Origin of the sequence: Nocardia sp. NPDC052112 (assembly GCF_040680135.1) — a bacterium.
GTDB lineage: Bacteria > Actinomycetota > Actinomycetes > Mycobacteriales > Mycobacteriaceae > Nocardia.
The window spans coordinates 68,239-94,233 of the sequence record NZ_JBFAWD010000015.1 but is presented as its reverse complement, the minus strand read 5'-3'; the positions used below and the strand labels follow the sequence as shown (position 1 = coordinate 94,233).

Annotated in this window: 21 protein-coding genes and 2 pseudogenes; 7 read left to right on the top strand and 16 right to left on the bottom strand. The window is 66.2% G+C overall.

Features of this window, described 5'->3' with window-relative positions:
• Positions 1–4 precede the first annotated feature (4 nt).
• Positions 5–418, top strand: a pseudogene (locus AB0L58_RS26950) (DUF1772 domain-containing protein); the annotation flags it as partial.
• A 26-nt stretch (positions 419–444) separates the two neighbouring features.
• Here the strand turns inward: AB0L58_RS26950 and AB0L58_RS26945 are convergent.
• The 5 genes from AB0L58_RS26945 to AB0L58_RS26925 form a co-directional block, all read right to left on the bottom strand.
• On the bottom strand, positions 445–1,125 hold the full coding sequence (locus AB0L58_RS26945) for a TetR/AcrR family transcriptional regulator (protein ID WP_364390591.1): 681 nt from the start codon (positions 1,123–1,125) through the stop codon (positions 445–447).
• Positions 1,122–3,386, bottom strand: a complete 2,265-nt coding sequence (locus AB0L58_RS26940) for an MMPL family transporter (RefSeq protein ID WP_364390589.1) — start codon at positions 3,384–3,386, stop codon at positions 1,122–1,124. The genes AB0L58_RS26945 and AB0L58_RS26940 overlap by 4 nt, the downstream gene beginning before the upstream one ends.
• A gap of 100 nt (positions 3,387–3,486) precedes the next feature.
• On the bottom strand, positions 3,487–4,284 hold the full coding sequence (locus AB0L58_RS26935) for an N-acetylmuramoyl-L-alanine amidase (protein WP_364390588.1): 798 nt from the start codon (positions 4,282–4,284) through the stop codon (positions 3,487–3,489).
• Positions 4,285–4,334: 50 nt separating this feature from the next.
• Positions 4,335–5,144 carry a hypothetical protein gene (locus AB0L58_RS26930; RefSeq protein ID WP_364390587.1) on the bottom strand — a complete coding sequence of 270 codons (810 nt, stop codon included), beginning with the start codon at positions 5,142–5,144 and terminating at the stop codon, positions 4,335–4,337.
• A gap of 104 nt (positions 5,145–5,248) precedes the next feature.
• A complete protein-coding gene (locus AB0L58_RS26925; RefSeq protein WP_364390586.1) occupies positions 5,249–5,878 on the bottom strand; it encodes a LysE/ArgO family amino acid transporter in 630 nt (209 codons plus the stop codon).
• A 65-nt stretch (positions 5,879–5,943) separates the two neighbouring features.
• Between AB0L58_RS26925 and AB0L58_RS26920 the strand changes: the two genes are divergently transcribed.
• Complete coding sequence (locus tag AB0L58_RS26920) at positions 5,944–6,831, top strand: LysR family transcriptional regulator ArgP (protein WP_364390585.1); 888 nt, start codon at positions 5,944–5,946, stop codon at positions 6,829–6,831.
• A 197-nt stretch (positions 6,832–7,028) separates the two neighbouring features.
• Here the strand turns inward: AB0L58_RS26920 and AB0L58_RS26915 are convergent, their stop codons facing one another.
• Positions 7,029–8,012, bottom strand: coding sequence for a DMT family transporter (locus AB0L58_RS26915; protein ID WP_364390584.1), 984 nt, complete (start codon positions 8,010–8,012; stop codon positions 7,029–7,031).
• Between the two features lie 38 nt (positions 8,013–8,050).
• Between AB0L58_RS26915 and AB0L58_RS26910 the strand changes: the two genes are divergently transcribed.
• A complete protein-coding gene (locus AB0L58_RS26910) occupies positions 8,051–8,581 on the top strand; it encodes a CGNR zinc finger domain-containing protein (RefSeq protein WP_364390583.1) in 531 nt (176 codons plus the stop codon).
• A gap of 54 nt (positions 8,582–8,635) precedes the next feature.
• Here AB0L58_RS26910 and AB0L58_RS26905 read toward each other — a convergent pair whose 3' ends face one another.
• From AB0L58_RS26905 to AB0L58_RS26865, 9 genes are all read right to left on the bottom strand, one after another.
• Positions 8,636–10,498, bottom strand: coding sequence for an amino acid transporter (locus AB0L58_RS26905; protein ID WP_364390729.1), 1,863 nt, complete (start codon positions 10,496–10,498; stop codon positions 8,636–8,638).
• A gap of 230 nt (positions 10,499–10,728) precedes the next feature.
• Positions 10,729–11,874: a galactonate dehydratase gene (gene dgoD / locus AB0L58_RS26900; RefSeq protein WP_364390582.1), complete on the bottom strand. Its 1,146-nt coding sequence runs from the start codon at positions 11,872–11,874 to the stop codon at positions 10,729–10,731.
• Positions 11,871–12,626, bottom strand: coding sequence for an SDR family oxidoreductase (locus AB0L58_RS26895; protein WP_364390581.1), 756 nt, complete (start codon positions 12,624–12,626; stop codon positions 11,871–11,873). Before AB0L58_RS26895 ends, dgoD begins: the two co-directional genes overlap by 4 nt.
• A gap of 10 nt (positions 12,627–12,636) precedes the next feature.
• Positions 12,637–13,581, bottom strand: a complete 945-nt coding sequence (locus AB0L58_RS26890) for a sugar kinase (protein ID WP_364390580.1) — start codon at positions 13,579–13,581, stop codon at positions 12,637–12,639.
• Positions 13,578–14,192, bottom strand: coding sequence for a bifunctional 4-hydroxy-2-oxoglutarate aldolase/2-dehydro-3-deoxy-phosphogluconate aldolase (locus AB0L58_RS26885; protein ID WP_364390579.1), 615 nt, complete (start codon positions 14,190–14,192; stop codon positions 13,578–13,580). Before AB0L58_RS26885 ends, AB0L58_RS26890 begins: the two co-directional genes overlap by 4 nt.
• Positions 14,189–15,076 carry an SMP-30/gluconolactonase/LRE family protein gene (locus AB0L58_RS26880; RefSeq protein WP_364390578.1) on the bottom strand — a complete coding sequence of 296 codons (888 nt, stop codon included), beginning with the start codon at positions 15,074–15,076 and terminating at the stop codon, positions 14,189–14,191. The genes AB0L58_RS26885 and AB0L58_RS26880 overlap by 4 nt, the downstream gene beginning before the upstream one ends.
• Before the next feature lie 16 nt (positions 15,077–15,092).
• Positions 15,093–16,151 (bottom strand): ABC transporter permease, encoded by a 1,059-nt coding sequence (locus tag AB0L58_RS26875; protein ID WP_364390576.1) that lies wholly within the window; start codon positions 16,149–16,151, stop codon positions 15,093–15,095.
• On the bottom strand, positions 16,148–17,668 hold the full coding sequence (locus AB0L58_RS26870) for a sugar ABC transporter ATP-binding protein (protein WP_364390574.1): 1,521 nt from the start codon (positions 17,666–17,668) through the stop codon (positions 16,148–16,150). Before AB0L58_RS26870 ends, AB0L58_RS26875 begins: the two co-directional genes overlap by 4 nt.
• Positions 17,659–18,705: a substrate-binding domain-containing protein gene (locus tag AB0L58_RS26865; RefSeq protein ID WP_364390573.1), complete on the bottom strand. Its 1,047-nt coding sequence runs from the start codon at positions 18,703–18,705 to the stop codon at positions 17,659–17,661. The genes AB0L58_RS26870 and AB0L58_RS26865 overlap by 10 nt, the downstream gene beginning before the upstream one ends.
• Positions 18,706–18,852: 147 nt before the next feature.
• On the opposite strand from AB0L58_RS26865, the gene AB0L58_RS26860 reads away from it, so the two are divergent.
• The 4 genes and pseudogenes from AB0L58_RS26860 (at position 18,853) to AB0L58_RS26845 (ending at position 24,622) form a co-directional block, all read left to right on the top strand.
• On the top strand, positions 18,853–20,085 hold the full coding sequence (locus tag AB0L58_RS26860; protein ID WP_364390572.1) for an ROK family protein: 1,233 nt from the start codon (positions 18,853–18,855) through the stop codon (positions 20,083–20,085).
• A 48-nt stretch (positions 20,086–20,133) separates the two neighbouring features.
• A pseudogene (locus tag AB0L58_RS26855) lies at positions 20,134–20,352 on the top strand (carbohydrate ABC transporter permease); the annotation flags it as partial.
• Positions 20,353–20,549: 197 nt separating this feature from the next.
• The gene (locus AB0L58_RS26850) at positions 20,550–22,151 is read left to right on the top strand and encodes an alpha/beta hydrolase (protein WP_364390570.1); all 1,602 of its coding nucleotides are present in this window, start codon (positions 20,550–20,552) and stop codon (positions 22,149–22,151) included.
• Positions 22,152–22,372: 221 nt separating this feature from the next.
• Positions 22,373–24,622 carry a serine/threonine-protein kinase gene (locus tag AB0L58_RS26845; protein ID WP_364390568.1) on the top strand — a complete coding sequence of 750 codons (2,250 nt, stop codon included), beginning with the start codon at positions 22,373–22,375 and terminating at the stop codon, positions 24,620–24,622.
• A 467-nt stretch (positions 24,623–25,089) separates the two neighbouring features.
• On the opposite strand, the gene AB0L58_RS26840 is transcribed toward AB0L58_RS26845, so the two are convergent.
• Positions 25,090–25,956: an LLM class F420-dependent oxidoreductase gene (locus tag AB0L58_RS26840; protein ID WP_364390567.1), complete on the bottom strand. Its 867-nt coding sequence runs from the start codon at positions 25,954–25,956 to the stop codon at positions 25,090–25,092.
• Positions 25,957–25,995: the final 39 nt, after the last annotated feature.

Sequence of the window (25,995 nt, the reverse complement as noted above, 5' to 3'; positions counted from 1 at the left end):
AACGATGCACACAGTCGCCTATTTCACGGCCCGGATATTCAGCGGCGTCTTCGCCGGATTCCTGATCGCCGTTCTTGTCCTCGAACTATCGATGCGTGACGCCACGGCGGCGGTCTATACCCAGGTGCGACAGATCGAACTGGAATGGCTCGATGTTCTCGCCACCGTCACCCTGCTACCCGCACTCATCGCCACCGCCCTCGTCATCGCGGCCCGTTTCCGCGACCGCGGCCCGACCCGCTGGCTGCCGATCATCGCGTTCACTCTGCTCGCGGGCGTTCTGATCCTGACGATCATCGTCAACCTGCCGATCAATGCCGACCAACGCGACTGGATCGTCACCGCGCCACCCGACGACTGGGCGACCATCCGTGACCGTTGGCAGCTCTCGCATGCGGTGCGCACGGTGGCCGCCGCGTTGGCCTTCGCGGCGCTGACCGTCGCTCAGGACACCGGACGGTTCGCTGCCGCCCACTGGACGACGGCGTCGGGGGACACGTCCTCGCCGAGCACATTATCGATGACAACCCGGCCGACGCAGGTCGAGCGCAGTACGCGATCGGCGAACGTCTCCACATCACCCCACGGCAGATAGGGTTTCGCGATCAGCAGCGAGGCGATGCCGTGCGCGCTCGACCACAGCTCCAAGACGAGCGGCAACGGGTCGCCGGATGTGATCACACCGAGATCCATGCACTCGGTGACGGTCGCCGCGAGATGGGCGAAGGCACTACTGGTCAGCACCTGATCGACCGCGCCAGCCGTCTCGCCGGGCGTCATGGCCAGGCGGTACTGCTCCGGATGCTCCCTGGCGAACCGGACATACGCCAGCCCCTGCTGACGCAAACGCTCCATCGGCGAGTCGTTCGGGTCGGATGCGGCCAGCATTTCCGCATCCAGATCCTCGAATACCTGGGCCACCACCGATTCGATCAGCTGATCCTTGTCCGCGAAATGGCGGTAGATCGACGGCGGGGTGACACCCACGATCTTGGCGATCTGCCGGATCGATACCGCGTCGACATGACCGGTACGCGCCAGCAGTTGCTTTGTGGCATCGAGGATTTCGGCACGCAGCTCAGCACCGGAGCCACGTGCCGAACGCTGCCTCGAAGTTGGATTCACGTTCGTCCGGCTAGTAGGTTTTTGTCGGATTCGGTTGTGCCCGTCGTGGTTTCGTCCTCGCGCAGCCCGATCTTGGCGTGCAGCTTGGCGAGTGGCGCTGGCGCCCACCAATTCGCGGCGCCGAGCATCCGCATGAGTGCGGGCGCGAGGAGACCGCGGATCAGCGTTGCGTCCGCGAGCACGGTCAAAGTCAGTCCCAGGCCCGTCATCTGGATGAACGATACCTTCGAGGTGACCATGGCGGCCATCACAATGGCCATCAATAGTGCGGCCGCGGTGAAGATCCGGCCGGTACGCGCAACGCCCAGCGCCACCGCGCGTGTGTTGTCCGCGGCGGTGCGTCCCGAGGCCAGCCACGCCTCGCGAATGCGCGAGAGCAGGAATACCTCGTAGTCCATGGACATTCCGAAGGCGAGGCAGAACATCAGGATGGGCATGGTCGGGACCAGATACCCGATCGCCTCGTTGCCGAATAGGCTGGACAGGTGCCCGTCCTGGAAGATCCAGACCATCGCACCGAAGGCCGCGGTCAACGAAAGTGTATTGAGGGCGAGGGCTTTCAGCGGCAGCAGGACGCTTCCGGTGAACAGGAACAGCACCACGAATGCGGCGAGCGCGATGAGGGCGGCGGCCAGCGGCAGTCGCGCACCCAGCGCGTCGAGGGAGTCGCGGTTGATCGCGGCGCCGCCGCCGAAGAGCGCCGGTCCCGGGCTAGGGATATCGCGGAGCCGGTCCAGTTGTGTCTTTCCCTCGGTGCCGAAGGGATCGACCGTCGTCGCGACCGTGAGCAGGGCACCGGTGTCGTTGATCATCTGTGGCGATCCGGCGGACACCTTCAGGCCGCCGGTGTACAGACCGGAACCCGAGAGCACTCCGGACACGCCATCCACCTTCGAGAGCGCGGCGGCGTAATCGCCGATGGCGGTAGTGCTTCCGCGGTAGCCGTCGAGCACCACGGTGACATTGGTAGCGGCATTGGATTGGAAGTCCGCGCGTAGCGCGTCGCCGACCGTGCGACTGGTGGCGGATGTGCCCGCATTGAGCACTCGATCGTCTGGATAGCCGAACTTCACGCCGAGGAACGGGGATCCGATCGCCAACATGAGCACGATGATCGCGATGGCGACCGGCGCGGCATGACGCATCACCCACTGCACCGTGCGATACCAGAAGGTCTGCTCCGGTGCGCGCTGCCCACCCAGGTCCCGGCCGAGCAAGCGCCCCAACGGCTTTCGCAGATCCGCCGCATTCACCCGGTGTCCGAGCAGCATCAGCGCCGCCGGCAGGATCAGGATCGACGCGGCGGCGGCCGCGGCAACGACCGCGACGCCCGCGTAGGCGAAGGATTTCAGGAAGTACAGATTGAAGACGCCGAGCGCGGCCACCGACAGCGCAACGGTCAGCGCGGAATACAGCACCGTGCGTCCGGCCGTCTGCACCGCGCGCACCACGGCCGCCTCGATATCCAGTCCATTGCCGAGTTCCTCGCGGTAGCGGCTGACAATGAACAGGCTGTAGTCGATCGCGAGCGCGAGACCGAGTGCCGTGGTCAAATTCAGCGCATAGATCGACACATCGGTGAAGACGGTGAGGGTGCGCAGGATCGCCAGGGTGGTCAAGATCGCGAAGATACCGACGGCCAACGGTAGGAAGGCCGCGACCAGGCTGCCGAACACCAGGATCAGCACGATGAACGACAGCGGGATGGCCACGCCCTCGGCGATCGCCAGATCATGGGTGATCTGCCCGTTCACGTCGTGGTAGATGGAACTGAGCCCGCCCTGATAGATGCTGACGCCGTCGGTGGTTCCGGTCACCTCTTCGGCGATCGCACCGGCGGTCTGCTGGGCCACGGACTCCTCGCCGGTGATGTAGCCGAGCACCAGCGCACTCTTACCGTCCTTGCTGCGCAACGCGGACGACAGTGACTGCGCAGCGTCCCAATAGGACTGGATGCCGATCACATCGCCGCGCGAACGCAAGGTGTCGACCAACTTCGCGCCAGCGGCCTCGGCCGCCGGACTGTCCGCACCGGCATCATCGTGGACGAGCAGGATGAGGTTGGGTTCCGCGCCGCCGAAGTTATCGGCGATCAGCTTGGCGACCTGCGACGACTCGGCATCGTCCGGGGTGAACCCACCGGTTTTGGTATGCGAGGTCACCGAGACGCCGAACGCGCCGCAGAGCACGGCCAACAGTGCCGCGGCGAGCAGGATCGTCCGTGGATGCCTGGTGGCCAGATGTGCGATCCGCACGAGCATGGGCGACTCCCCTGTTCGGCTGCTCTCGGGTAACAGCGTTAGCGTAACGCCGTTAACTCAGTATGGGTAGGGGCGCTCTGCGACCAATTGGTGATCCCGATCACCCCAGGAATGCGACGATCGCATCGACGATGGCGTTCGCGTACCGCGCCCGGCCGTCGGGCGATTCGATCAACGCGGCGTCACCCGGATCGCGCATATTTCCGCATTCCACGAGCGCGACCGGACGTTCGGACAGGTTGAGACCCGCCAGATCGGCCCGCGGGTTCATACCATCGGAGCCGACGTAGGTCGACGGGACGAAGCCGGACCCGATCATGGTGTCGCGCAATGTCGTCGCCAGTCGCCGCGACGGCTCCTCCTGTGCCGGATTCAGTGGCGGCGACGAGTAGGCGACGTGGAAGCCGTGCGCACCCGCGGCGGCGCCGTCGGCATGGATCGAGACAACAGCCGCTGCGCCACTGCGATTTCCGATGGCCGCGCGTTCGTCCACGCACGGCCCGACGCCCGCATCGTCGTCGCGGGTCAGCACGACGTGCATGCCGCGGGCGGCCAAGGCATCCCGGACCCGGGTGGCGACATCCCAGGTGAATTCGTGTTCGGTGTAGCCATCGGTGGCCGATGTGCCGGTTGTATTGCACGCCTTGGTTTTTCCGCGACCGTCCGGCACCTGACGGTCGATCTCGCCGGGCTGTGCGGCATTGCCGCCATTGTGGCCGGGATCGATGACGACGACCCGGTCGTCGGCGCTGAAGCGCGGCGGGTTCGTCACCGGTTCGGCACCGAGTTGCGACGCTGTGGTGGGCGGCGCTGAACCGGGTGCGTCGTGCGCGCATCCGAAGAGCAGCAGGCCCCACGCACAGATCGCGGCGGTCGTCTGCCAGCCTCGCAATCGCATAGTTTCGACACTGCCACAGGCTTACCTCCGGTTCATCGAGCCGATGATCGCTATCGGAACGCCAGCGTGCCGAGGGTATCCGCGTGCCGGTACTGCAGATATCTCTTGACCGTGTCCGTGGCGACGGCCGCATTGGCGGTGGCCACCGTGACCACCACGAATTCCTTCTCGGTCCCGTCGCGCCATTTGCCGGTGACGAAATTGTCGATGTAGGTCCCCGGTCGCAGGTGCAGGTCCGCGTCGGTGAACTTGCCGAGCGCGGCGGTGGCCTGGCCCTCGGTCGACATGGCGAGGACGAATTGGGTGATCCTCAGCCCGCCGCCCTCGGCCCGGTACACCATTTCGGCGGCGTACTCGCAGCCCAGGCCGGTGAGCTTGCCGTCCACCTCGAAATCGCGGCAGTTGGCGTGATCGCGGCCCTCGACCCAGTCGGCGTGCAGTTCCACGCTGTCGAATTTGAAATTCCAGTCCCCGGCGAAGTCGCCGTAGGTGAGCTTGCCCGAAGACGGCTGGCCCGGACCCGGCGGCGGCGCGGTCGTGCGCGGGGTGTTCGTATGCGGCGCGCTCGTCGCCGGGGCGACGGTGGCGAGCGCATCCGAGGCTTGCGGTCGGTCCCTGGCACGCCCGGTGCCGACAACCAGGCCGACACCGACCACGGCGAGCACCGCGACCAGCCCGAGCACCACCGCGGCGATCACACCGGACTTCGATTTCGGCGGCGGGCCGGGCGGCGGCGCGCTGGAATGCGCCATCGGATAGCCGGTCGGACCCCAACCCTGGTGTACCGGATGGTCCACCGGCTGCCCCCACGGCGCCGGGTCCTGCCGCGGCTGATCCCCGAAGCCGTACGGATAGCTCACTGCCTGCCCACCTCTCCCGCCGGTGCGGCGACCCCACCTGTTGCTGCCGAACCAGTCAGGTACTGATCGCGATCCGGTCCCCCGGCGTTGCAGGTCGAGCCAGTCTAGCTGGTGAGCAACAGGCCCAGTGCGAGGCCGAACATCACGGCCGCGATCACCGAATCGAGCACACGCCACGCGATCGGGCGGGCGAACAGCGGGCCGAGTTTGCGGGCGCCGTAGCCGAGCGAGGCGAACCAGACGATGCTCGCGACCATCGCGCCCGCGCCGAGGAACCAGCGGTCCGGACCGGTGTAGGTATTGGCGAAGGAGCCGAGCAACAGCACCGTATCCAGGTAGACGTGCGGATTGAGCCAGGTGAGGGCGAGGCAGGTGAGGACGGTCGCGCCGAGTGCGACGGTGGCACCGGTGGAATCGGTGGTCAGGCTCGCCGCCGCGAAGGCACGGCGGGCGGCGAGCATGCCGTAGCCGACCAGAAATGCGGCCCCGGCGTAGCGGATCACCGTCAGCAGCACGGGTGCCGATTCGACAACGACGCCCAAGCCGCCGACGCCCGCGGCGATCAGCACGATATCCGACGCGGCGCAGACCGTGACCACGGCGAGCACATGCTGGCCGCGCAGACCTTGTCGCAGCACGAAGGCGTTCTGCGCGCCGATCGCCACGATCAGGGAGAGTCCGAAGCCGAGTCCCGAGATGGCCGCCAGGGCCGCCGATGATGCCGTCACACGCATCGACGCTAGATCCGGAATTCCAACCAGACCAGCTAAAGATTCTGAAGTACCTTTACGATTTCTTAATGGATCTGCAGCTCGATCAGCTCCGCGCGCTCAATGCGGCTGTTACCGAGGGCACCTTCGATGCGGCCGCGCGCAGTCTGCGCGTGACGCCGTCGGCGGTCAGTCAACGCATCAAGGCGCTCGAAGACGCGGCCGGTCGAGTCCTGCTGCAACGTACAAAACCGGTGCAGCCCACCGAATCCGGACTCGCGGTGCTGCGGTTGGCACGACAGATCGAACTGCTCGCAGGCGACACCGCACGCGAACTCGGCGATGCCGGTCGACCCGCGGATCGGCCGATCCGGGTGCCGATCGCGGTCAATGCCGACTCACTGGAAACGTGGGTGATGCCCGCGTTGCGGCAGGTACCCGCCGGTGTGTGTTTCGAGATACATCGCGAGGACGAGGAGCATACGACGCGGTTGCTGCGCGATGGGACGGTGATGGCGGCAATCACGGCCACCGCGGCGGCGGTGCAGGGCTGCCGGGTGCAGCGGCTCGGTGCCATGCGCTACCGACCCATGGCGAATCCGCGGTTCGCGCGGACCTGGTTCGCGGCTGGGCCGACTGCCGAAGCGTATTCCGTTGCGCCGGTGGTGCTTTTCGATCGCAAGGATGATCTGCAGGATCGGCATCTGCGGCGGCGGTGTGGGCAGCCGGTGGATCCGCCGCGACACTATGTGCCGTCATCTGCGGGGTATGCGGAGGCGGTGCGCATCGGACTCGGCTGGGGGATGTTGCCGGATCTACAGACTCGGGGTGGTCGGGCGCGGCGGGACCTCGTGCCCATCGATGGCGATTCCTCCATCGATGTGCCGCTCTATTGGCAGCAGTGGAAGGTCGATTCGCCCGCGCTCAGTGCGGTCGCGGGCGCGATTGCGGCTGCTGCGGCTGAGGCGCTGCGCTGATGCTCCACGGTGCTGCCGCAGGAGCTGCTCCAACATGGCGATGGCCGCATTCTCCTCCGCGGAGCCAGGCCACGTTCGATCAGCACTCATGGCAATACCTTTCGGCTCAGCGCGGGTGTCGGACGGTGGTGATCGGTCCGGCGCTCGAAGGCGTCGCCCGCGCGTAGTCCGGCCGTTGTCTACAGCATTCGTCCGTATCACGACTGCCGACGAAGCTCCCGGCTCGAAGAAAGCGTGCGGCTACTGTCCACCGCGCGGGTTTCGCCCTGGCGGACGGTGATTACTCCGGTGAGGATCAGGGCACCGCCGAGGAGTTGGACGGGGCGCGGGGATTCGCCGAGGAGTGCCCAGGCGAAGGCCAGGGCGGCCAGGACTTCGAACAGGGCCACGAAAGAGGCGAGGCGGGAGCCGAGGAGACGGGTGGCGGCAATGCCGGAGACGTAGGCCAGGGCGGCGGTTATCGTGCCGAGCGCGAGGACGGGAACCCACCACGAGACCGTGATGTGCTGGAAGGCCACGGGATCGGTAGTGGCATGCAAGCCGACGATGCCGATCGCGCCTGCGGCGAGGAGGGCGAGTCCGCCGAAGAGGAGGCCTCCGGCGGCGAGTACGGTGCCCGGCAGGGTGCCATCGCCGTGGGCGGAGAGCAGGAAGTAGGCGGCCGCTCCGATCATGGCGGCAAGGGCCCATGCGATGCCGACGCCACTGGCGGCCAGGCCGGAACGCAGGTCGATGACAAGGACCAGGCCGGTCATCCCGAGTGCGGCACCGAGAACCGTTGCGGCGCCTGGCCGTTGGCGATGACGCAGCCACAGCCAGCCGACCACGGCGACCGGTGCGGTGTATTCGATGAGCAGCGCCACGCCGACCTGCATGTGGGCGACGGCATTGAAGTAGGCGAGTTGGGTACCGGCCACCGCGAGCAGGCCGTACGCGGCGATCAAGGATGCGTTGCGGCGCAACAGATCCCAGTTGCCGCGCAGCTGCAGTACCGCAATCGGCACCAGTACCGCGGCGGCGACCAGCACACGGACCGCCACCACGGACGCGGAGCTCCAGCCCGCACTCATCAACCCGCGAGCCAGCGAACCGGACAGCCCGAACGAGGACGCGGACACCACCGCGCAGAGCAGTCCCATCCGCAGCCGCTGCGCAGTGTTGTCATGAGTCATCGTAGCCATGGCTGATGACGCTAAGGTCGGTCGGGTAATATGTCAACATGGCCTTTGCCCATGACACCGAGGCGTCGCTGGTTGCCGCGGTGGAGCTGGTGAATTCAGCGGAGGAGCCGGATACCTTGACCGAGGTGGCCCAGCTCGACGAGTTTTTCGTCAAACACCGCTATACCGGCGCGCACTCCGGCGACGCCGCCGAACTCGCGGCGGTGCGTGCATTACGCACGCCGCTTCGCCGCATGCTGACCAGCGACCGCGATACGACGGTGCGGCTGATCAACGAGACGCTGGCGAAGCACCGGGCGCTGCCGCAACTGGTCCGGCACGGTGATGTCGACTACCACATCCACGCGGTGCCCGCGCAGGCCCCGCTCCCCGTCCGCATCGCCGTCGAGACCGCGATGGCGATGATCGATCTGATCCGCTCCGACGAGCTGAGCCGTCTATCGCTGTGCGCCGACGAGGGCTGCGCGGGCCTGGTTCTCGATCTGTCCCGCAACAGATCTCGTCGCTACTGCAGCACCGCGTGCGGAAATCGCAACGCTGTCGCCGCCTACCGGGCGAGGAAGAAGTGAATCCCGGTCGGACTACGGCAGATACCCGGACCGGTCGGCATTCTCGGCGGGTTTCTAGCTGTCGACGTGTACGTGGGGGCGGTCGGCGGGGTTCGGGACGGCACGGCGGATGATTTCGCGGGTCACGGGGGCGACCTCGCCCTCGCCGACGAAGAGGAACTTCAGCAGGTTCACCACCGGATTGCCTTCTGTCCATTCGAAATACACGTGCGGTTCCAGGCCGGTGCGATCGCGGACGGCGAGCAGGATGGCGGCAATGGAGTTGGGGACGGCGGTGGCTTCGACGCTGAGGATGCGATAGCGGTCGAGCTCGAGGCCGGTGACGCTTAGGTCGGTGCTGAAGTCGGAGGCGTCGCGGACGATGACCTCGAGGAACAGGATCGGGGCGTCGGCTGGAATGTGACTCTCCAGGCGTTGCTCCGCTTCCTTCTCCCGGTACTCCTCGGGCTTGCGCTGGTCGATGTCGTGGGTGACGATGCGGATCATGCCCTCGGCAGCGGCCTGGTCGATCATGCGGGCTGCGGTTTCGTCGAAAGTCACCTCGATGGCACGCAATTCGAAGGAGCGGCGGACGCGCGAGGCGAACGATACGACGATGATCGCGACGATGAACAGCGATGCCAGCTGCACACCCTCGGGGCGTTCGAAGATATTGGTGATGGTCGTGTAGACGAAGACCACCGATATCGCACCGAAGCCGAATACCTTGTTGCGCTCGCCCTTCCGCGCGGCCGACAAGGTCACCGCGACCGCGGCGGAGGTGATGAGTACGAGCACGCCGGTCGCATACGCACCGCCCTGCGCGTCGACATCGGCGTCGAAGTACCACGTGATACCGAAGGCGATGACCGCGCATACCAACACCAGTGGCCGCACCGAACGCGCCCACTCGGGGGCCATGCCGTATCGAGGCAGGTAGCGCGGCACCAGATTCAACAGCCCGGCCATGGCCGACGCGCCCGCGAACCAAAGGATCGCGATGGTACTCACGTCGTACACGGTGCCGAACATATCGCCGAGATATTTGTGGGCCAGATAGGCGAGCGCTCGACCGTTCGCGGACCCACCCGCTTGGAACTCCTGCTCCGGAATCAGCACGACCGTAATGAAACTGGTCACGATGAGGAAAGTGCTCATGATCAGGGCCGAAGTGGTCAGCAGCTTGCGCGCCCCGGCAATGCGGGCGACCGGGTTCTCCTCGGAATCGCCTGGCGCACCCTTGATTTGCGGCATCACGGCGACACCGGTCTCGAATCCGGACAACCCGAGTGCCAGCTTCGGGAATACCAGCAGCGAGACGCCGATCATCGTGGCGACATTGCCGTGCTCGACGGTCAACGCATGCGTCCAGTCGACGACCAGTTCACCGGCGATGAGCACGTGATACAAACCGACAACGGCGACAACGACATTCAGCGACAGGTACACACCGACCAGCGCGACCGCGATCTTGATGGCCTCGGCGAAACCCTTCAGGAAGATCGCCGCGAGCAATGCCAGCAGCGCCAGCGTGATGAGCAGGTTGTGATTGTGCAGAGCCGCAGGCACATAAGGGTTTTCGACGATATGCGCCGCACCGTCGGCGGCCGACAGTGTCATGGTGATGACGAAATCGGTCGCCGCGAACCCGAGCAGCACCAGGATGAAGATCTTGCCGGTCCAGCGCGGCAGGTGCTCGGCGAACATGGCCAGCGAGCCGCCGCCGTGCGGGCTCTCCCGCGCCACCCGTCGATAGACCGGTAGCGCACCGAGCAGCGTCAGCGCGACGAGCACCAGCGTGGCCAACGGCGACAGCACGCCCGCCGCGATCGCCGCGATACCCGGCTGATAGCCGAGGGTGGAGAAGTAGTCGACACCGGTCAGGCACATCACCTGCCACCAAGACCGCTCGTGTTCGGCATCGCCCGGCTTGCGCATGGGACCCGCATGCTGCGCGTAGCGCTCATCGGTCGCGCCCTGTAATAGCCAGGACGAGAAGGGGGAGCGCGTGCGCTCGTCGGTTGTGGTCACGATATTCCCTTGCGAGATTTGTCCGGTGCTGCCGGATTGTCGCCGACTCGGGCAAATCTACGGGAAACGTAAGACAGATAACGAAGCCCGACCCGGTGGCTCATCGATCCCGATGCCCAGGGCCGAGCTGGCAGACCTCACCACTCGGCAAAGGAACCGTCCTTGCGGTGCCAGATCGGATTTCGCCAGCGGTGGCCCTGTTCGGCGGCGCGCGCCACCGCCGCTTCATCGATCTGAATGCCGAGGCCGGGGGCTTGGAGCAGGTCGACGTAGCCGTCACGGTAGGCGAAAACCGTCGGATCGGCCAGGTAGTCGAGCAAGTCCGAGCCGGTGTTGTAGTGGATACCGAGGCTTTGCTCCTGGATGAGCAGGTTGGGGGTGGCGAAGCCGACCTGGAGGCTGGCGGCGAGAGCGATGGGGCCGAGGGGACAGTGCGGGGCGAGGGCGATATCGCGGGCCTCGGCGAGGGCGGCGATGCGGCGGACCTCGGAGATCCCACCCGCGTGCGAGAGATCGGGTTGGACAACGGCAATGCCCTGATCGAGGACGGCGTTGAAATCCCAACGCGAATAGAGCCGTTCGCCGGTCGCGATGGGAATGCTTGTCGCGCGGGTGATCTCGCCGATCTGATCGCTGCATTCCGGGACGAGCGGTTCCTCGACGAAGAACGGCAGATACGGTTCGAGTAGCGGCAGCACCCGCCGGGCCATCGGAATGGACAGGCGGCCATGGAAATCGACGGCGATATCGAAATCGTCGCCGGTTGCCTCGCGGACGGCCGCGACTCGATCGACGATGCCCCGGGTCGCGCGCGGCGTGTCGATCAGCTCCAATTCGGCGGAGCCGTTCATCTTGATGGCGGTGAAGCCCTGCTCTTTTCGCTCCACGGCGGTGCGCGCGACATCGTCGGGGCGATCGCCACCGATCCAGCTGTATACCCGGATCCGATCGCGCACCGCACCGCCGAGCAACTGCCACACCGGTACGCCCAATGCCTTTCCGGTGATATCCCACAGCGCCTGGTCGATACCCGCGACCGCACTCGACAGAATCGGTCCGCCCCGATAGAAACCACCCTTGGTGAGCACCTGCCAGTGCGCTTCGATGCTCATCGGGTCTTTGCCGATGAGGTAGTCGGCCAGCTCGTCGACCGCGGCGGCGACGGTGTGCGCGCGGCCCTCCAGCACCGGCTCACCCCAGCCGGTGATGCCCTCGTCGGTCTCGACCTTCAGGAAGCACCAGCGCGGCGCCACCAGGTAGGTGGTAAGTGCGGTGATCTTCACCGGGACTCCTTTCGCACACTCCAGCCGCCGTCGACGACCAGGTTGGCACCGGTGATGAAGGATGCGTCGTCGGAGGCGAGGAAGGCGACCGCGGCGGCCACCTCCTCGGGCGCACCCATCCGGTCCAGGGCGGTGGCCTGGGCGGATAGCCGTCGACCCGCCTCGTCCACGTCATCCCATACCGGGGTGAGGATCGGGCCTGGCAGCACAGCATTGACCCGCACGCGAGAGCGCCCGTACTCCACGGCCAGCTGCCGTACCAATGCGGTCAGCCCGCCCTTGGCGGCGGCATAGACGGGATATCCGGGCAGTCCGAATTGGGCATGCACACTGGATACCGCGACCACATTGCCGGCGCGACTGCGCAGATCGTCGATGAAGGTGTGCAGGCCGAGGAACAGCGGGGTCAGGTTGACCGCCAGGCCGTCATCCCAGGCCTGCCTGGTCAATTCGTGTGCCGGGACGATGGCCTGCCGGGAGGCGTTGCTGCACAGGAAGTCCAGCGGTCCGAACAGCTCGTTGACGCGTTCGCGCAGCGCTGTCCAGGAATCCTCCGACGATACGTCGCACCGGACGAATTCGGCTCGGTGACCGGCCGCTCGGATTTTGGCGGCGACCTCGCGTCCCGCCGGTTCGGCGATATCGGCGATGACGACCGCGGCGCCATCGGCCGCGAGCCGGTGAGCAGTGGCCGCACCGATGCCGGATGCGCCCCCGGTGACGACCGCGACCCGGTCTGCAAGACGACTCATGCTGTTCCCTTCATCGGTTGATGTCGGCGCCGGTGAGCAGGGCGAGTTCGTGCCGCAACGGCAGACCGGCCCAATCACCGGGTACGGATACGGCGAATGCGCCGCAGGTGGCGGCCAATCGCAGGCTGTGTCTTACGGAGCCGTCGTCTAGCACACCGGCGAGGTAACCGGCGACGAACGCGTCGCCCGCTCCGACCGGGTCGACACTGCGGATATCCACCGCGGGCTGCGGGATCAGCTCGCCGTTGTGCAGTGCGAGTGCGCCTTCGGCTCCGAGTTTGATCACGACCTGCGATGGCCCCAGTGCGGCAAGGGATTTCGCCATCTCGGCCGGGGTCGCCGCGGGTACGACGATGGCAGCTTCATCGGTGCCGGCGAAGACGATGTCGGCGCGGGATACCAGCTTCGAAAGTTCCACGGCCGCATCCGATTCCGACCACAATGCGCGGCGATAGTTGAGATCGAGGGAGATGACGGCCCCGGCATCGACGGCGGCATCGAGTGCGGTGTGGACGGCATCACGGGCGGACGGACTCAGCGCCGGGGTGATGCCCGTGAGATGCAGAACCCGCGCGGCGGCGATCTGAGCGGAATCGATATCGGCGGCCGACAATCGAGAGCCCGCAAAACCCTTGCGGTAGTACGTGACTCGCATGTGATCCGCGGTTCGCCGCTCGCGCAGCATCAGCCCGCTCGGCAGTTCCGGATCGATTCGGCATCGCGAGATATCGACCTGTTCGGCGCGGAGCCGATCGAGCACCATGGTGCCGATGGCGTCGGCACCGACGCTGCCCACCCATGCGCTCTCATGACCCAATCTGCGGACACCGATGGCGACCGTCGCTTCGGCGCCCGCGAAATCCATCCGCATCGTCGCACCGGAAGCCAATGGACCGGGCGCGGTGGCGGCGACCACACCCAGTGCTTCGCCCAAAGTCACCAATCCGCCCGTCATAGCAACGCCTTCCGCACCGCAGACGCGCGCTCGCGCAGCGCATCCAAATCGCCGCCCGTGCACGCGTCGCCGACGAGCGGCGAGCCCATGCCGAGCGCCGTGGCGCCGGCATCCAAATACGCTCTGGCATCGGCGAGCGCGACCCCACCCGTCGGCACCAGCGGAATCTCGTTCAGCGGACCCCTGATCGCCTTCAGATAGCCGGGACCGCCGACCGATGCCGGAAAGACCTTGACCATGGTCGCGCCCGCCTGCCACGCACTGTGGATCTCGGTCGGCGTGAACGCGCCGCATATCACCGGGATACCCATGCGGCGGCCCTCCGCGATCACCTCCGGGCATACCGTCGGGGTGATCAGATATGCCGCACCCGCGTCCACGGCTCGCGTGGCATCGTTGGCGGTGAGCACCGTGCCCGCACCGACCGGATGGGCTGATCCGGCGCAGTCGCGCAATGCGTCCAGTGCCCCCGCGGAGTTGAGGGTGAACTCCACCGCGGTGATACCCGACTCGTGCAGTACGGCGGTCACCTCGGCGAATCGGGCGGCCGTCGGTGCGCGCAGAATCGCGATCACCGGTGGGTCCAGGGGCAATCCGTGATCAGCGGTCATGGGTTGTGCACCAACCTCGCATCGGAGTAGGGATTCGTCGGAAGACCGGTCACACCCGGCCTACAGGTGAACAATCGCCCGGCATCGATATCTGCGGAACCTTCCGCGGCCGTGGTGATTACCAAGATGTCCAGGTCCGGTCCGGCGAAAGCGCAACTGGAGACCTGCGCCGGTCCGACATCGATCACCGCATGCGGCCGACCCGATGGATCGAATGCCCGAACTTGTCCGGCACCCCACACCGCGACCCAGACGAAACCGTTCGCGTCCACGGTCAATCCATCGGGCAGACCGTCCGGGAATTGCGCGAAGGTGCGCCCACCGCTGAAGGTGCCGGTGGTCGAGTCGTAGTCGAAGGCGTCGACTCGACGGGTCGGGCTGTCCGCGTAATACACGGTGGCACCGTCGGGGCTCCAGCCGAGACCGTTGGAAATCGTCACCTGCTGCCGCACCGTACTCAACTCCCCATCGGGATCGAGTCGATACAGCGCCGCGGTACCGAGGATCTCGTCCTCGGACATGGTCCCGGCGAACAGTCGCCCCCACGGGTCGGCCTTGGCATCGTTCATGCGCCGCCGAATCCCGTCAGCGGGCAGCGATAATGCCGCAACCTCGGTCATCGTGTCGTTATCGATATGCAGGAAGGTATCGACGGCGGTCGCGATCAGCCCGCCCGATGCGCACGGCACCACCGCGCTGACCCGCTTGCCCACCGAGACGGTGGACCGCCGTACCAGGTCGCCGTCGCGCAGTGTCGCGCGGTGGATGCGTCCGGCCGGAATGTCCACCCACAGCACCTCATCGGTGCGGTCGTCCCAGACCGGTCCCTCGCACAACCGGCCCGGCCGCGGCGAGCACCGGTGGGCTTTCAGTTCGATCATCATTCGCTCCTGACGGGTGCTAGGTCGGCAATCCGACCGCACGTTCCCCACTGCGCCGCTGCTGAATGACTACCGCGGCCACCAGCAGTGAACCCTGAGCGACGTTCTGCCAGAACGTATTCACACCGACCACGTTCAGCCCGTTGTCCAGCGCACCGAGCAGCACAACGGCCAGCAGCGTGCCGCCGATCGTGCCTTTGCCGCCTTTCAGCGCACACCCGCCCAACGCGGCCGCGGTAATCGCCTTCAGCTCGAGGCCCTCACTGCCCGAGACCGGCTGCCCGGAGCCGGTGCGCGCGGTCAGAATGATCCCGGCGATCGCCGCCACCGCGCCCGCGAGCACGAATACCGCGATCAGGTACTTGTTGATATTGATGCCGGAAAGTCTTGCGGCCGTGTCATTTCCGCCGATGGCATAGATATTGCGGCCGATATCGGTGTATTTCAGCAGCACATGCATACCGATCGCGACCACCGCGAGAATGACCACCGGAACCGGCAGACCCAGGATCTTGCCGCGCGCGATGAAGATGAACACATCGTCGCCCAGTACGAAACCCTGGGCCTTACCACCGGATATCAACTGCGCGACGCCCTTGAACGCGGCCAGGGTGGCCAGTGTCGCGATCACCGGATTGACGCGACCGTAGACGATGATCAGCCCGTTGATCGCCCCGAGCACCAGCCCGACACCGATCGCGGCCAGAATGCCCACCCAGGCATTGGAGGCGGTCGCGGTGAAGGCCATCGCGCTGATCACCGATGCGACACCGGCCTGCGAGCCGACCGAGATATCGAGCGCACCACAGATGATCACGACCGTCTGGACCACGGCGAGCAGACCGAAAACCGTTACCGCTTCACCGATTCCGGCCAGATTCGCCGGATCCAGATAGCCGTCGTTGAGCCAGCCGAAGATCGCGACGATCACCACCAGAGCGCCGATGAGGCTCAGATTGCCGGTGCCGATCGCCTGCACCAGCCGACGCGGCCTGAGCGCGGCCGCACCGCGGGCCAGCACCGAGGACGGCGGGGCAACGGCGGCCTCCACCGGAATCGAAAGTTGTTGGTCTGTCATGGGTTTCCTCGCGATGTAGGCGATAGGTCGGCGGCCATGGCGAGCGCGAGAATCGCCTCCTCGCTGGCCTGCGCGCGGTCCAGTTCACCGGTGACCCGGCCGTGCTGCATGACCACAACGCGGTCGGCCAGGCCGAGCACTTCGGGTAGCTCCGAGGAGATCACCAGCACCGCGACACCGGATTGGGCCAGCTCCTCGATGATGTGGTAGATCTCGACTTTGGCGCCGACATCGACGCCACGGGTGGGCTCATCCAAGATGAGCACCTTGGGTTTTCGGGCCAGCCAGCGAGCCAGTACCACCTTCTGCTGATTGCCGCCGGAGAGCTTGCGCACCTCTTGCTCGATGGAAGGTGTCCGCACTCTGAGTGATTCGACGTACCGGCGCGCGAGCTGCCGCTCCTCGCCACCGCGGACGAACCGCAGCCGCCGTAGGCGATCGAGCATCGCGAGCGAGATATTGTCGCGTACACCGCGATGCAGCAGCAGGGCTTGCGCCTTGCGCTCCTCGGGCGCGTATCCGATCCCGGCCCGCACCGCGTCCCGCGGCTGGCGCAGACGCAATTTCCTGCCGTCCACCCGCACCTCACCGGAGCGGATCGGCAGATCACCGGCCAGCGCCCCGGCCAGTTCCGAGCGACCCGCCCCGACCAGCCCGGCCAGCGCGACCACCTCACCGGCGTGCACCCGCAGACTCACATCCTGGACATCGTCGGTGCTCACCGCATCCGCTTCGAGCACCACCCGGCCCGGCGTATTGTGCTTGCGCGCGAACAAGGTCGACATGTCCCGGCCGACCATCATCCGCACGATCTCACGATCGGTGGTGTCGGCGGTGGCCCGCGCGCCGACGAGTGCGCCATCGCGCAGCACCGCGACCCGATCGGCGAGCCGGAAGATCTCCCGCATCCGATGCGACACATAGATCACCGCCAAGCCCTGCGCACGCAAGCGACCGATCAGCGCGAACAGCGATTCGGTCTCGTGGTCCGACAGCGACGAGGTCGGCTCGTCGAAGGCGATCACCTTGGCGTCGGTGGTCGACGCCCGCATGATCTCCACCAGTTGACGTTGTGCCGCAGTGAGTTTCGACCCGATGGTGTCCGGATCGAGATCGCGGTCGAAGCCGAGTCGGGCGAGGTCGGCGTGCATCCGTTCGCGCAGGGCGGCCCGGTCGAGCAGTCGACCGGAGCGCCGCGGCAGCGATCCGAGATAGACGTTCTCGGCAACCGAGACATGCGGCACGATCTCCGGCTCCTGGCCGATCACCCGGATACCGGCCGACCGCGCGTCGGCCGGGGTGGCCAGCTCGAGCCGCACACCATTCAACTCGAGCCGGCCACCGTCCGGGCGGTGATCGCCGCCGAGGATGCGGATCAGGGTGGATTTGCCCGCCCCGTTCTCACCCATCAGGGCGGTCACCGCACCAGCGGGAAAGTCCAGGCTGACATCGCGCAGGGCCGGCACCCCGGCGAAGCTCTTGCTCAGCCCGGATACCCGCAGTCCGGTCAGCTGCATGTGACGCCCGCCTGCTGCCAGTTGCTCGCGTCGACCATCTTGGTCGGCGCGTAGGCCTCGGGCGGCATCTGCTTGCCGTTCTTCAGGTAGTCGTAGATCGTCTGAACCGACAGTGCGCCAACGTCTTTGCCGTTGATGAACAGCGCCGCCTTGAATCCGGTCGGCTTGCCGCCGCGCCATTCCTTGCAGGCCAGGTAGGCGCCGAGGCCGACGCCGAGCACATTGTCGGCGGAGTATCCGGCGTTCTGGATCGCCGCGACGCCACCGCTGACGTTCTCGTCGTTGCAGCCCATGACAATCCAGTTCTTCACCGACCGATTGCCCGACACCGTCGCCGAGATCTTGTTCTGCGCATCCGACGGAGTGTTGTCGGTGCCGACCTCGATCACCTTGACGTCCACTCCGGCGGCCTCCTTGAAGGCCTTCTGATTCGCCTTGACCCGGTCGGTGCAGACGGTCACATCCTGTTTCCAGGCGTCGATGATCGCGGTCTCCTCCGGCTTCCACCCGGCCTTCTTGAAGTCCTGACCGGCTCGGGTGCCGACCTCGGTACCCATCTGGGTGCCGCTGAAGCCGACCCGTGGCACCAGATTGTCCTTGGCACACGACGACGGATCCGGGCCGTTCGTACAGACCTGATCATCGGAGGTCAGCAGGGCGACACCACCGGCCTTCGCGAGCTGAACGACCTGCGGACCGACCGATGGATCGGGCACCACCACGATCACACCGCTGGCCTTCTGGTTCACCGCGTTCTGCACCTCGGTGACCGCCTTGTTCGCGTCATTGCCGAGATTCACCACCTTCAGATCGATGCCCAGTTCGTTGGCCTTGGCCTTCGCGCCCTCGGCCTCGCCGATGAAGTACTCCTGATCACCCTGCTTCTGCGCGTAGACCAGAGTGATCGCGCCGGTGTGGTGCTGTGGACCGGTCGCCTGCGCATCGTCCTTACCCGATGAGCAGGCCGATACCGCTAGCGCGAGCGATACCCCGCAGAAAACGGCTCTGGTCCAACGGCTTCGGTGGGTCCAGGACATGGGGTGCTCCTCTGATGCTGCGCCGGGCACTCGGCGTCTGGTAGTGACCTGGGTTACAGTAGGACTTCGGATAACTGTTGTAAATAGTGTTGTGATAACTGCTCGGGTAGCGTCTGCGAATGTCGATCGGAAGGAGATGGCCCCACCGTGTACCAGCTGACCGCGCGCGATATCCGACGGCGGAATCGGTTCTATGTACTGCAGGCGGTCTATGCCGCCGAGGGCCACACCAGCCGTCAGGAGATCGCCCGCGCCACCGGGCTCTCGTTCGCGACGGTGGGCAATATGATCGCCGAACTACTCGATGTGGGCGTGCTCGCCGAACTCGGCTACGACGCGCCGGGCATCGGGCGGCCGCGTGCGCAGCTGGCGGTCAATCCGGCGCGCGGCATGCTCGTCGGCGTCGATATCGCCGAAACGAGTATCCATTTCGACCTTTTCGACCTGGCCATGTCGGTGCTGCGATCCGTCGAAATCCCCGTCGACCCCGAGGCCACCCAGCCCGACGATGTCGCCGAGCTGATCATCCGTGGCATTCACGAACTGACCGCGGACGATTCGGACAAGGTGCTCGGTGTCGGCCTGAGCGTGCCGGGTCTGGTCGAACCCGAGGGCGGGGTCTCGGTGTTCTCCCCGTACTGGCACTGGCGCGACGTTTCGCTCAAGGCACTGCTCGCGACGCGATTGCCGCATCCGCTGTACTTGGATAACCCGCTGAAAGCCAGTACGGCGGCGCATCTTTGGTTCGGAGCCGGACGCGATGTGGACGATCTGATCGTCGTGACGCTGCGTGCCGGTGTCGGCATCGGCGTCGTCATCGATGGCACCCTCTACCGCGGCGTCACCAACAGCGCGGGCGAATGGGGCCACACCAACCTCGTCCTCGACGGACGCTTGTGCCGCTGCGGACGTCAGGGCTGCGTCGAGGCATACGTCAGCGCCCCCGGCATCGTGCAAACCCTGCGCGAAATCGACCCCACCAGTACACTTTTCGGCGCCGACGACGCCACGACGATTGCCGCCGTCGCCGCGGCCGCGGCGCGCGAGGACGCCACCGCTTCGGAGGTGGTCGAAAAAACCGGCCAATACCTCGGCGTCGCTATCGCGAACCTGGTCAACCTCTTCAACCCCCGAACCATGGTCTTCGGCGACCTGGTCGCAAACCTCCTCGGCGAACGCCTACTCGAGGTGACCCGCCGAGTAGCCGCCCACCACGCCATGTCCGACCCATTCGCCGCCGTCACCTTGCAGCTGTGCACCCTCCCCCACAACCCATCCAGCCTAGGCGCCGCCACCTTCGCCCTGGAAGGCTTCCTAGCCGACCGAGAAACCTTCGGCTCCATAGCCGCCCGCCGCGCCATCCGCACCACAACCCCCTAACTGGACAAGTGCTCACGGGGAAATGGTGGCGGCACTCTCTCGCTTGGGTTCATCAACGCCTGGAACGAATACTTCTGGCCCGCAGTCGTGCTGCGCCAGTCCAACAGCGTGCTACAGCTGGGCCTGCGCAGTTTCATGGGCACCGAAGGTGATCAGTGGGGACCGATGATGGCGCTGGCCAGTCTGGCTTGTCTGCCGGTGCTGCTGATGTATCTGGTGCTACAGCGGCACATCGTCAATGCGTTGGTGCGGTCGGGGTTGAAGTAATACGAAGGCATGTGACCCGCAGCAGTGATGTCCTGCCGCCTGCCGAGGAACCACCACGCCGATGCGATCGGCGCAACCCGGCATTTGCTCGATGGTCGACTACGGTGGGCGAAGTTTCCTTGCAGCACAAGCCACGCACTTTCCCGTGACGATAGCGAGGATCCGTGTCGCACCGCCCTCATCTCCCCCGTCGTTTGGTGACATCCATAATGGTGGCCGCGGTCGTGGCCTGCGGCGGTACGCCCAGCGCGGCCGAGCCGCCGGCCCCGACACCCGCGGTGCCGCCCCCTCCGGTCTGGACCCCGTGCCCGGACGCCGCCGGTTTCGAATGCGCCACCGTGACCGCACCGTTGGACTATCAGCATCCGGAAGTGCGCACGATCGAGCTGGCGGTCATCCGGCACCTGGCAACCGATCCGGCGCATCGGATCGGCAGCCTGCTGTTCAACCCCGGTGGGCCGGCACCGGCTATCGACCTGTTCATCAGGGAGTATCCGTTCTTTCCCCAAGAGATGCGGGAACGGTTCGACATAGTCAGTTGGGACCCGCGCGGGTTCGGTCGCTCGACCGCCGTCCAATGTTTCGCCACTGCCGCGGAGTACGCGGCCTGGTCCGCGCAGTTGCCGGCAGGGTTTCCCGTCGGCCACGAGGAACAGCGGCGGTGGATCGACCTCAACGCCGAACTGGGTCGGCGTTGCGAACAACGTGACCCGGTCTTGCTGCGGTTCGTCTCGACCACAGACTCGGCACACGACTTGGATTTGCTACGCGCGGTCCTGGGCGACGAGCGGTTGACCTACCTCGGGGCCTCCTACGGAACGCTGCTCGGCGCCACTTACGCCAACCTATTCCCCGACCGGGTGCGGGCGATGGTGCTCGACGGCAATGTCGATCCCACCGCCTGGTACCACGACAACCCGGCGCTGCCGACCTTCCTGCGCGAAGGGTCCGACCTGGGGACGGCCGAGACGCTGAAGCAGTTCCTCGATCTGTGCAGCCGAGCCGGCCGCAGCGCCTGCCCCTTCGCGGCCGACAACCCCTGGGCGACCCGAGTCAAGTACGAGCTACTGCTGCACCGCTTGCTCATCCACCCGCAGGGCATATTCACCTACGCTGTCACCGCCTCCACCGTTCGCACAGCCCTGCAACTGGTCCATCCCGTGGACGCTGCCCCGAACTGGTCGTCGCTGGCCGAGTTGCTGCAGGACCTCTGGCTGGGCCAGACGCCGCAGAGCACCGCTTCGACGGCCTCGGTCCCGACGATGCCGAGTGGGGACCTGCCATCCGCTGCGGCTGCCTCCGTCCAGCAGCAGAGCTATTCGGGCATCGAGCAGGTCTACGCGCTGGTGTGCAGCGAGAGTCCCAACCCACGCGATCCACACTCGTACGGCCCGCTGGCGAAATTCGCCACCTTGCGCGCCGGGACGGTCGGACCCTTCTGGTCATGGGTGACCGAGGCGTGTTCCACCTGGCCGGGAAAGGCGGCCCACCGCTACACCGGCCCATGGAACCGGTCCAAGACACCGATCCTCACGGTCAACACCGTCTTCGATCCCGCTACCCCGTATCGAGCCGCCCTCGCCACGACCGCCCAACTCGGCAACGCTCGACTGCTCACCGTCGCCGGATACGGGCACACCACCCTGAACAACCCGAGCAGTTGTGCGAATGCCCACGAAAGCGACTACGTCGTGCGAGGCGTGCTACCTCCACCTCATACCGTTTGTCAGCAGGACACCCCACCATTCACCGAGCCCGTCTCCGACGAATCCGCACCGGCGTCCGCCCCGCCGAGCTGAGTCGTCGCCATTTGCGGGCAGGTATCGAACCGCGATCGCCGGAACCGGGGCGTTGCGGCCAGATCGAACAGTGGACGGTGCATCGGCCTCCTGGGCGGTCCCTGATATCCGGCCGAGGACGGGGATGGACAAGAGCATGGCAAGGGCGTAATGCTGTTGATGAAGTGCCGACCACCTGGTCTGAACGACGAGAGCCGGGATCGACTTCGAGGCGAGCGACGATGGGTGAGAATCTCGGCGCGAGCACCTCCAACCTCGGTGGCGTCCGCGCGACGGCAACGCAGACCGCGTTGACGACCCTGGTTGCCCAGTTCGCCGAACGCTGGCACTCATCGAGCGAACCCCCCAATCTGTCGGTTCACCTGCCGATCGAACCCGCGCTGCGGCGCACCGTGCTGATCGAGCTGATCAAGGTGGATATGCACGAACGCTGGCAGCGCACCGACCACCCGCTGCGCCTCGCCGACTATCGCGAACAGTTCCCGGAACTGGGCACCGCACCGCTGCCGCCGGATCTCATCTACGAGGAGATCAGTGCCCGCAGCCGCTGCGACGATGTCGACCTGACCGAATACCAGCACGACTATCCGACCCAGATGGCACACATCACCGAGGGTGTCGACCTCAGCGGCGCGCGTACCACGCTGCTTGCCGACCCCACCGCGCTCGACGCCATCGAGACCATTGCCGTTGGCGCCACCGTCGACGACTTCGACCTGCTGCTGCCCCTGGGCCGCGGCGCCTTCGCGTGCGTATTCCTGGCTCGGCAGCGATCGATGGGCCGGTTGGTCGCGGTGAAGATCTCCCACGACCGCGGCGCCGAACCACAAACTCTGGCCCAGCTCGACCACGACCACATCGTCCGTGTCTTCGATCAGCGCCAGATCGCCGAACAGCATCTGAAACTCATGTACATGCAGTACGTTCCGGGCGGCACGCTGCTGGGCGTACTGCGAATGCTGCACAGCACCCCGCCGGCCGAACGCAACGGCAAGCTCCTGCTGGCGGCCATCGACGCCGCCACCAGGAGCGGCGGCGTGATGGAGCCGCAGCCCTCGGCCGCGCGTGCGGAACTCGAACGGCTCACCTGGCCGGAGACCGTCGCCTGGCTCGGCAGTCGCCTCGCGACCGCCCTGGATTACGCCAACCGCCACGGTGTGCTGCACCGCGACGTCAAACCGGCGAATGTGCTGCTCACCGCCGACGGTCAGCCCAAACTGGCCGACTTCAACATCAGCTTCAGCCGACATCTGCCCGGTGCGAATCCGGTTGCCTATTTCGGTGGCTCGCTGTCCTACATGTCGCCCGAACAGCTCGAGGCCTGCGACCCCGGCCTCGCCGTCACCGCCGCGGACCTGGATACCCGCAGCGACCTCTACGCGCTGGCGGTGGTCCTGTGGGAACTGCTCACCGGACGGCGACCGTTCGACGACGGACCCGGCGCCGGTGAATCGGAGCAATCGCTGCAGGCGATGATCGATCGACGCCACAGGCCAATGGACGCACGCCTGGAGGCCGAGCTACCCGCCGAGTGCCCCGCGGTGTTGCGCGATGCACTGCTCACCTGCCTCGCGTCCGATCCCGCCGACCGCTACTCCAGCGGTGCCGAACTGGCCCTGCGGCTGGAATTGAGTCTGGATCGGGCCGCACGCGACCTGGTCGTCCCGCCGGCACACAGCCTGCGGGCACGGCTGCGCATGCGGCCGATACCGGTGGTGATTCCGGCGGGCGTGTTCGGCCAGGTCGTGGCGGGACTGTACCTGTCGGCACACAATGTCCGGCTGATCCAACTCCAACTGGGATCCGAGGCCGCCGGGCGGATGACCCACCTGGGGTACGCGGTGATCGCGATCGCCTTCCCGGTCGCGATCGCCGGGCTGCTGTACTGGTGCCGCAATGTCTTCCTGGTGCCCGACGGCCTGCGCCGGGGCAGACGCTTCGACGAGGCCACCCTCGCCAAGGCGCGCGCCGACACCCTCGCCTGCGGTGACCGGATCGCCGCCGTCGCATTCATCGGATGGATCCTGGCCATGGGCATCTTCCTGGTGAAGCTGCTGACGCTCGGGCCGGTACCGGCCGGATTGCTGGCGAATCTCATCGCCTCGAGCCTGATCGCGGCCGCGGCGGCGGTCGTATATACGTACTTTCCTGCCACATTCTTCGTCTTGCGCTGGTACTACCCGGGTTTGGTCGCGGCCGGACACGCCTCCCCCGACGACTCGGCCCGGCTACACCGGCTGATCCGGCGCAGCCGCCTGTATCTCGGTGTGGCGGCCTCGGTTCCGCTGATCGGCGTGCCGGTAGGGCTGATGTTCCTGACTCCGCAGCAGCAGCACACGGTGATCGGCTCGATCGTAGCCCTGTGCGTCGGTGGGTTTTTCGCCTTCATTGTCGCCCTGGCCACCTTCTACGCCCTGCAACGGGATCTGGAGGCCCTCGATCACATCGTGGATCCCCATCCGCACTCCTGATATCCGCCGGTCGCACTCGGTGATATCGGTGCCGTCGGCGTCGGACTCGGAATACACCGCGACCGTGGTGATTGCCTACCTGGAGATCGCCAATGCCGGATGGGGTTACACGACCAAGCATTACGCGCTGACCTGTCGCAATGCCCGGGAGGAGACGCAGATGAATGTGGAATCGGCTCTGATTCCGGTCGATGAGTGGCGGCCGCGGTCGGCGGCTTCCTCGCCGCATCCCCGGCCACGCGGGCCTGGGATGTGGAGACCGCCTTCGACTGGTCGCTCGCCGATGCGGACCGGCTCACCGAGGGCCAGCGCTCGGCGGTGCAGTTCATCACCCTCGTCGAGGACCATCTGCCCGGCTACTTCGATGTCTACCACCGGCATTTCCCGGTGGACGACACCGTGGACCGGGCCACCTTCATCCACAACCGCGAGCTCTACCATTCCCAGCTTCGATCGGCTGATCGAAATCAGAGGTCGGCGACCGCGCGCACCAGTTCGGGAATCTGCTCGAAGTCCTCGTCCACGAAAGGACCCCGGCGGCCGAGTACGATGTGCTGGATGCCCGCCTCGGCGAAGCTGGCGAATGAATCCGCTTGCTCCGCAACCGATTTCTCCGGATACCAGTACCCCACCATGGTCTTTTCGATGTCCTGGTACGGACGGCCGACGGCTTCGCAGTGTCCTCGCAGGACCTCGAGTTTGGCCGTGACGGTATCGACGGATTCACCGAAGAGGTTGCAGGCGTCGGCGTATTGCGCGACCAGGCGCAAGGTCTTCCGTTCGCCTTGGCCGCCGATCATGATGGGCGGATGCGGGCGGGACAGCGCGTTGGGGACGTTGAGCGGACGTTCGAGCGTGTAATGCCGGCCGTGGAACGGCTTTTCCGAGCCCGTCCACATCTGCTTCGCGATCCGCAGGGTCTCCTCCAGTCGCTCGTACCGCTCGGAGGTCGGCGGGAAGAACAGCCCGAGCCCCGCGGCTTCATCGCCATTCCAGGCCGCACCGATGCCGAGCCAAGCGCGGCCACCGGAGAGCACATCGAGGGTCGTGACGCTCTTGACCAGCAGACCCGGATCCCGGTAGCTGACGGCGGTGACCAAGGCGCCGAACCGAACGCGCTCGGTCCGCGCCGCGATATATCCCAGGGCGGCGTACGCCTCGAGCATGTCGTGCTCCGCCGGACCGTTCGAACCGATCTGGAACAGATGATCCATGACGAATACCGAGTCGACCCCGGACTGATCGGCGGCGCGCACGATACGGTCGACCCGCGGCCCGATCCCATCCGGCGAGTCCGGCCAGGTGAAATCGGCAAGGCAAATACTCAATCGCATATGCCGAGCCTGGCACGACCAGCGCGCGCCGGGAAGGCA

Excerpts from the sequence above, each read along its gene's own strand:
- AB0L58_RS26940 (WP_364390589.1), bottom strand. The coding sequence starts at position 3,386 with ATGCTCGTGCGGATCGCACATCTGGCCACCAGGCATCCACGGACGATC.
- AB0L58_RS26935 (WP_364390588.1), bottom strand. The coding sequence starts at position 4,284 with ATGCGATTGCGAGGCTGGCAGACGACCGCCGCGATCTGTGCGTGGGGC.
- AB0L58_RS26925 (WP_364390586.1), bottom strand. The coding sequence starts at position 5,878 with ATGCGTGTGACGGCATCATCGGCGGCCCTGGCGGCCATCTCGGGACTC.
- AB0L58_RS26920 (WP_364390585.1), top strand. The coding sequence starts at position 5,944 with ATGGATCTGCAGCTCGATCAGCTCCGCGCGCTCAATGCGGCTGTTACC.
- AB0L58_RS26915 (WP_364390584.1), bottom strand. The coding sequence starts at position 8,012 with ATGGCTACGATGACTCATGACAACACTGCGCAGCGGCTGCGGATGGGA.
- AB0L58_RS26910 (WP_364390583.1), top strand. The coding sequence starts at position 8,051 with ATGGCCTTTGCCCATGACACCGAGGCGTCGCTGGTTGCCGCGGTGGAG.
- AB0L58_RS26905 (WP_364390729.1), bottom strand. The coding sequence starts at position 10,498 with ATGCGCAAGCCGGGCGATGCCGAACACGAGCGGTCTTGGTGGCAGGTG.
- AB0L58_RS26895 (WP_364390581.1), bottom strand. The coding sequence starts at position 12,626 with ATGAGTCGTCTTGCAGACCGGGTCGCGGTCGTCACCGGGGGCGCATCC.
- AB0L58_RS26890 (WP_364390580.1), bottom strand. The coding sequence starts at position 13,581 with ATGACGGGCGGATTGGTGACTTTGGGCGAAGCACTGGGTGTGGTCGCC.
- AB0L58_RS26885 (WP_364390579.1), bottom strand. The coding sequence starts at position 14,192 with ATGACCGCTGATCACGGATTGCCCCTGGACCCACCGGTGATCGCGATT.
- AB0L58_RS26880 (WP_364390578.1), bottom strand. The coding sequence starts at position 15,076 with ATGATGATCGAACTGAAAGCCCACCGGTGCTCGCCGCGGCCGGGCCGG.
- AB0L58_RS26875 (WP_364390576.1), bottom strand. The coding sequence starts at position 16,151 with ATGACAGACCAACAACTTTCGATTCCGGTGGAGGCCGCCGTTGCCCCG.
- AB0L58_RS26870 (WP_364390574.1), bottom strand. The coding sequence starts at position 17,668 with ATGCAGCTGACCGGACTGCGGGTATCCGGGCTGAGCAAGAGCTTCGCC.
- AB0L58_RS26865 (WP_364390573.1), bottom strand. The coding sequence starts at position 18,705 with ATGTCCTGGACCCACCGAAGCCGTTGGACCAGAGCCGTTTTCTGCGGG.
- AB0L58_RS26845 (WP_364390568.1), top strand. The coding sequence starts at position 22,373 with ATGGGTGAGAATCTCGGCGCGAGCACCTCCAACCTCGGTGGCGTCCGC.
- AB0L58_RS26840 (WP_364390567.1), bottom strand. The coding sequence starts at position 25,956 with ATGCGATTGAGTATTTGCCTTGCCGATTTCACCTGGCCGGACTCGCCG.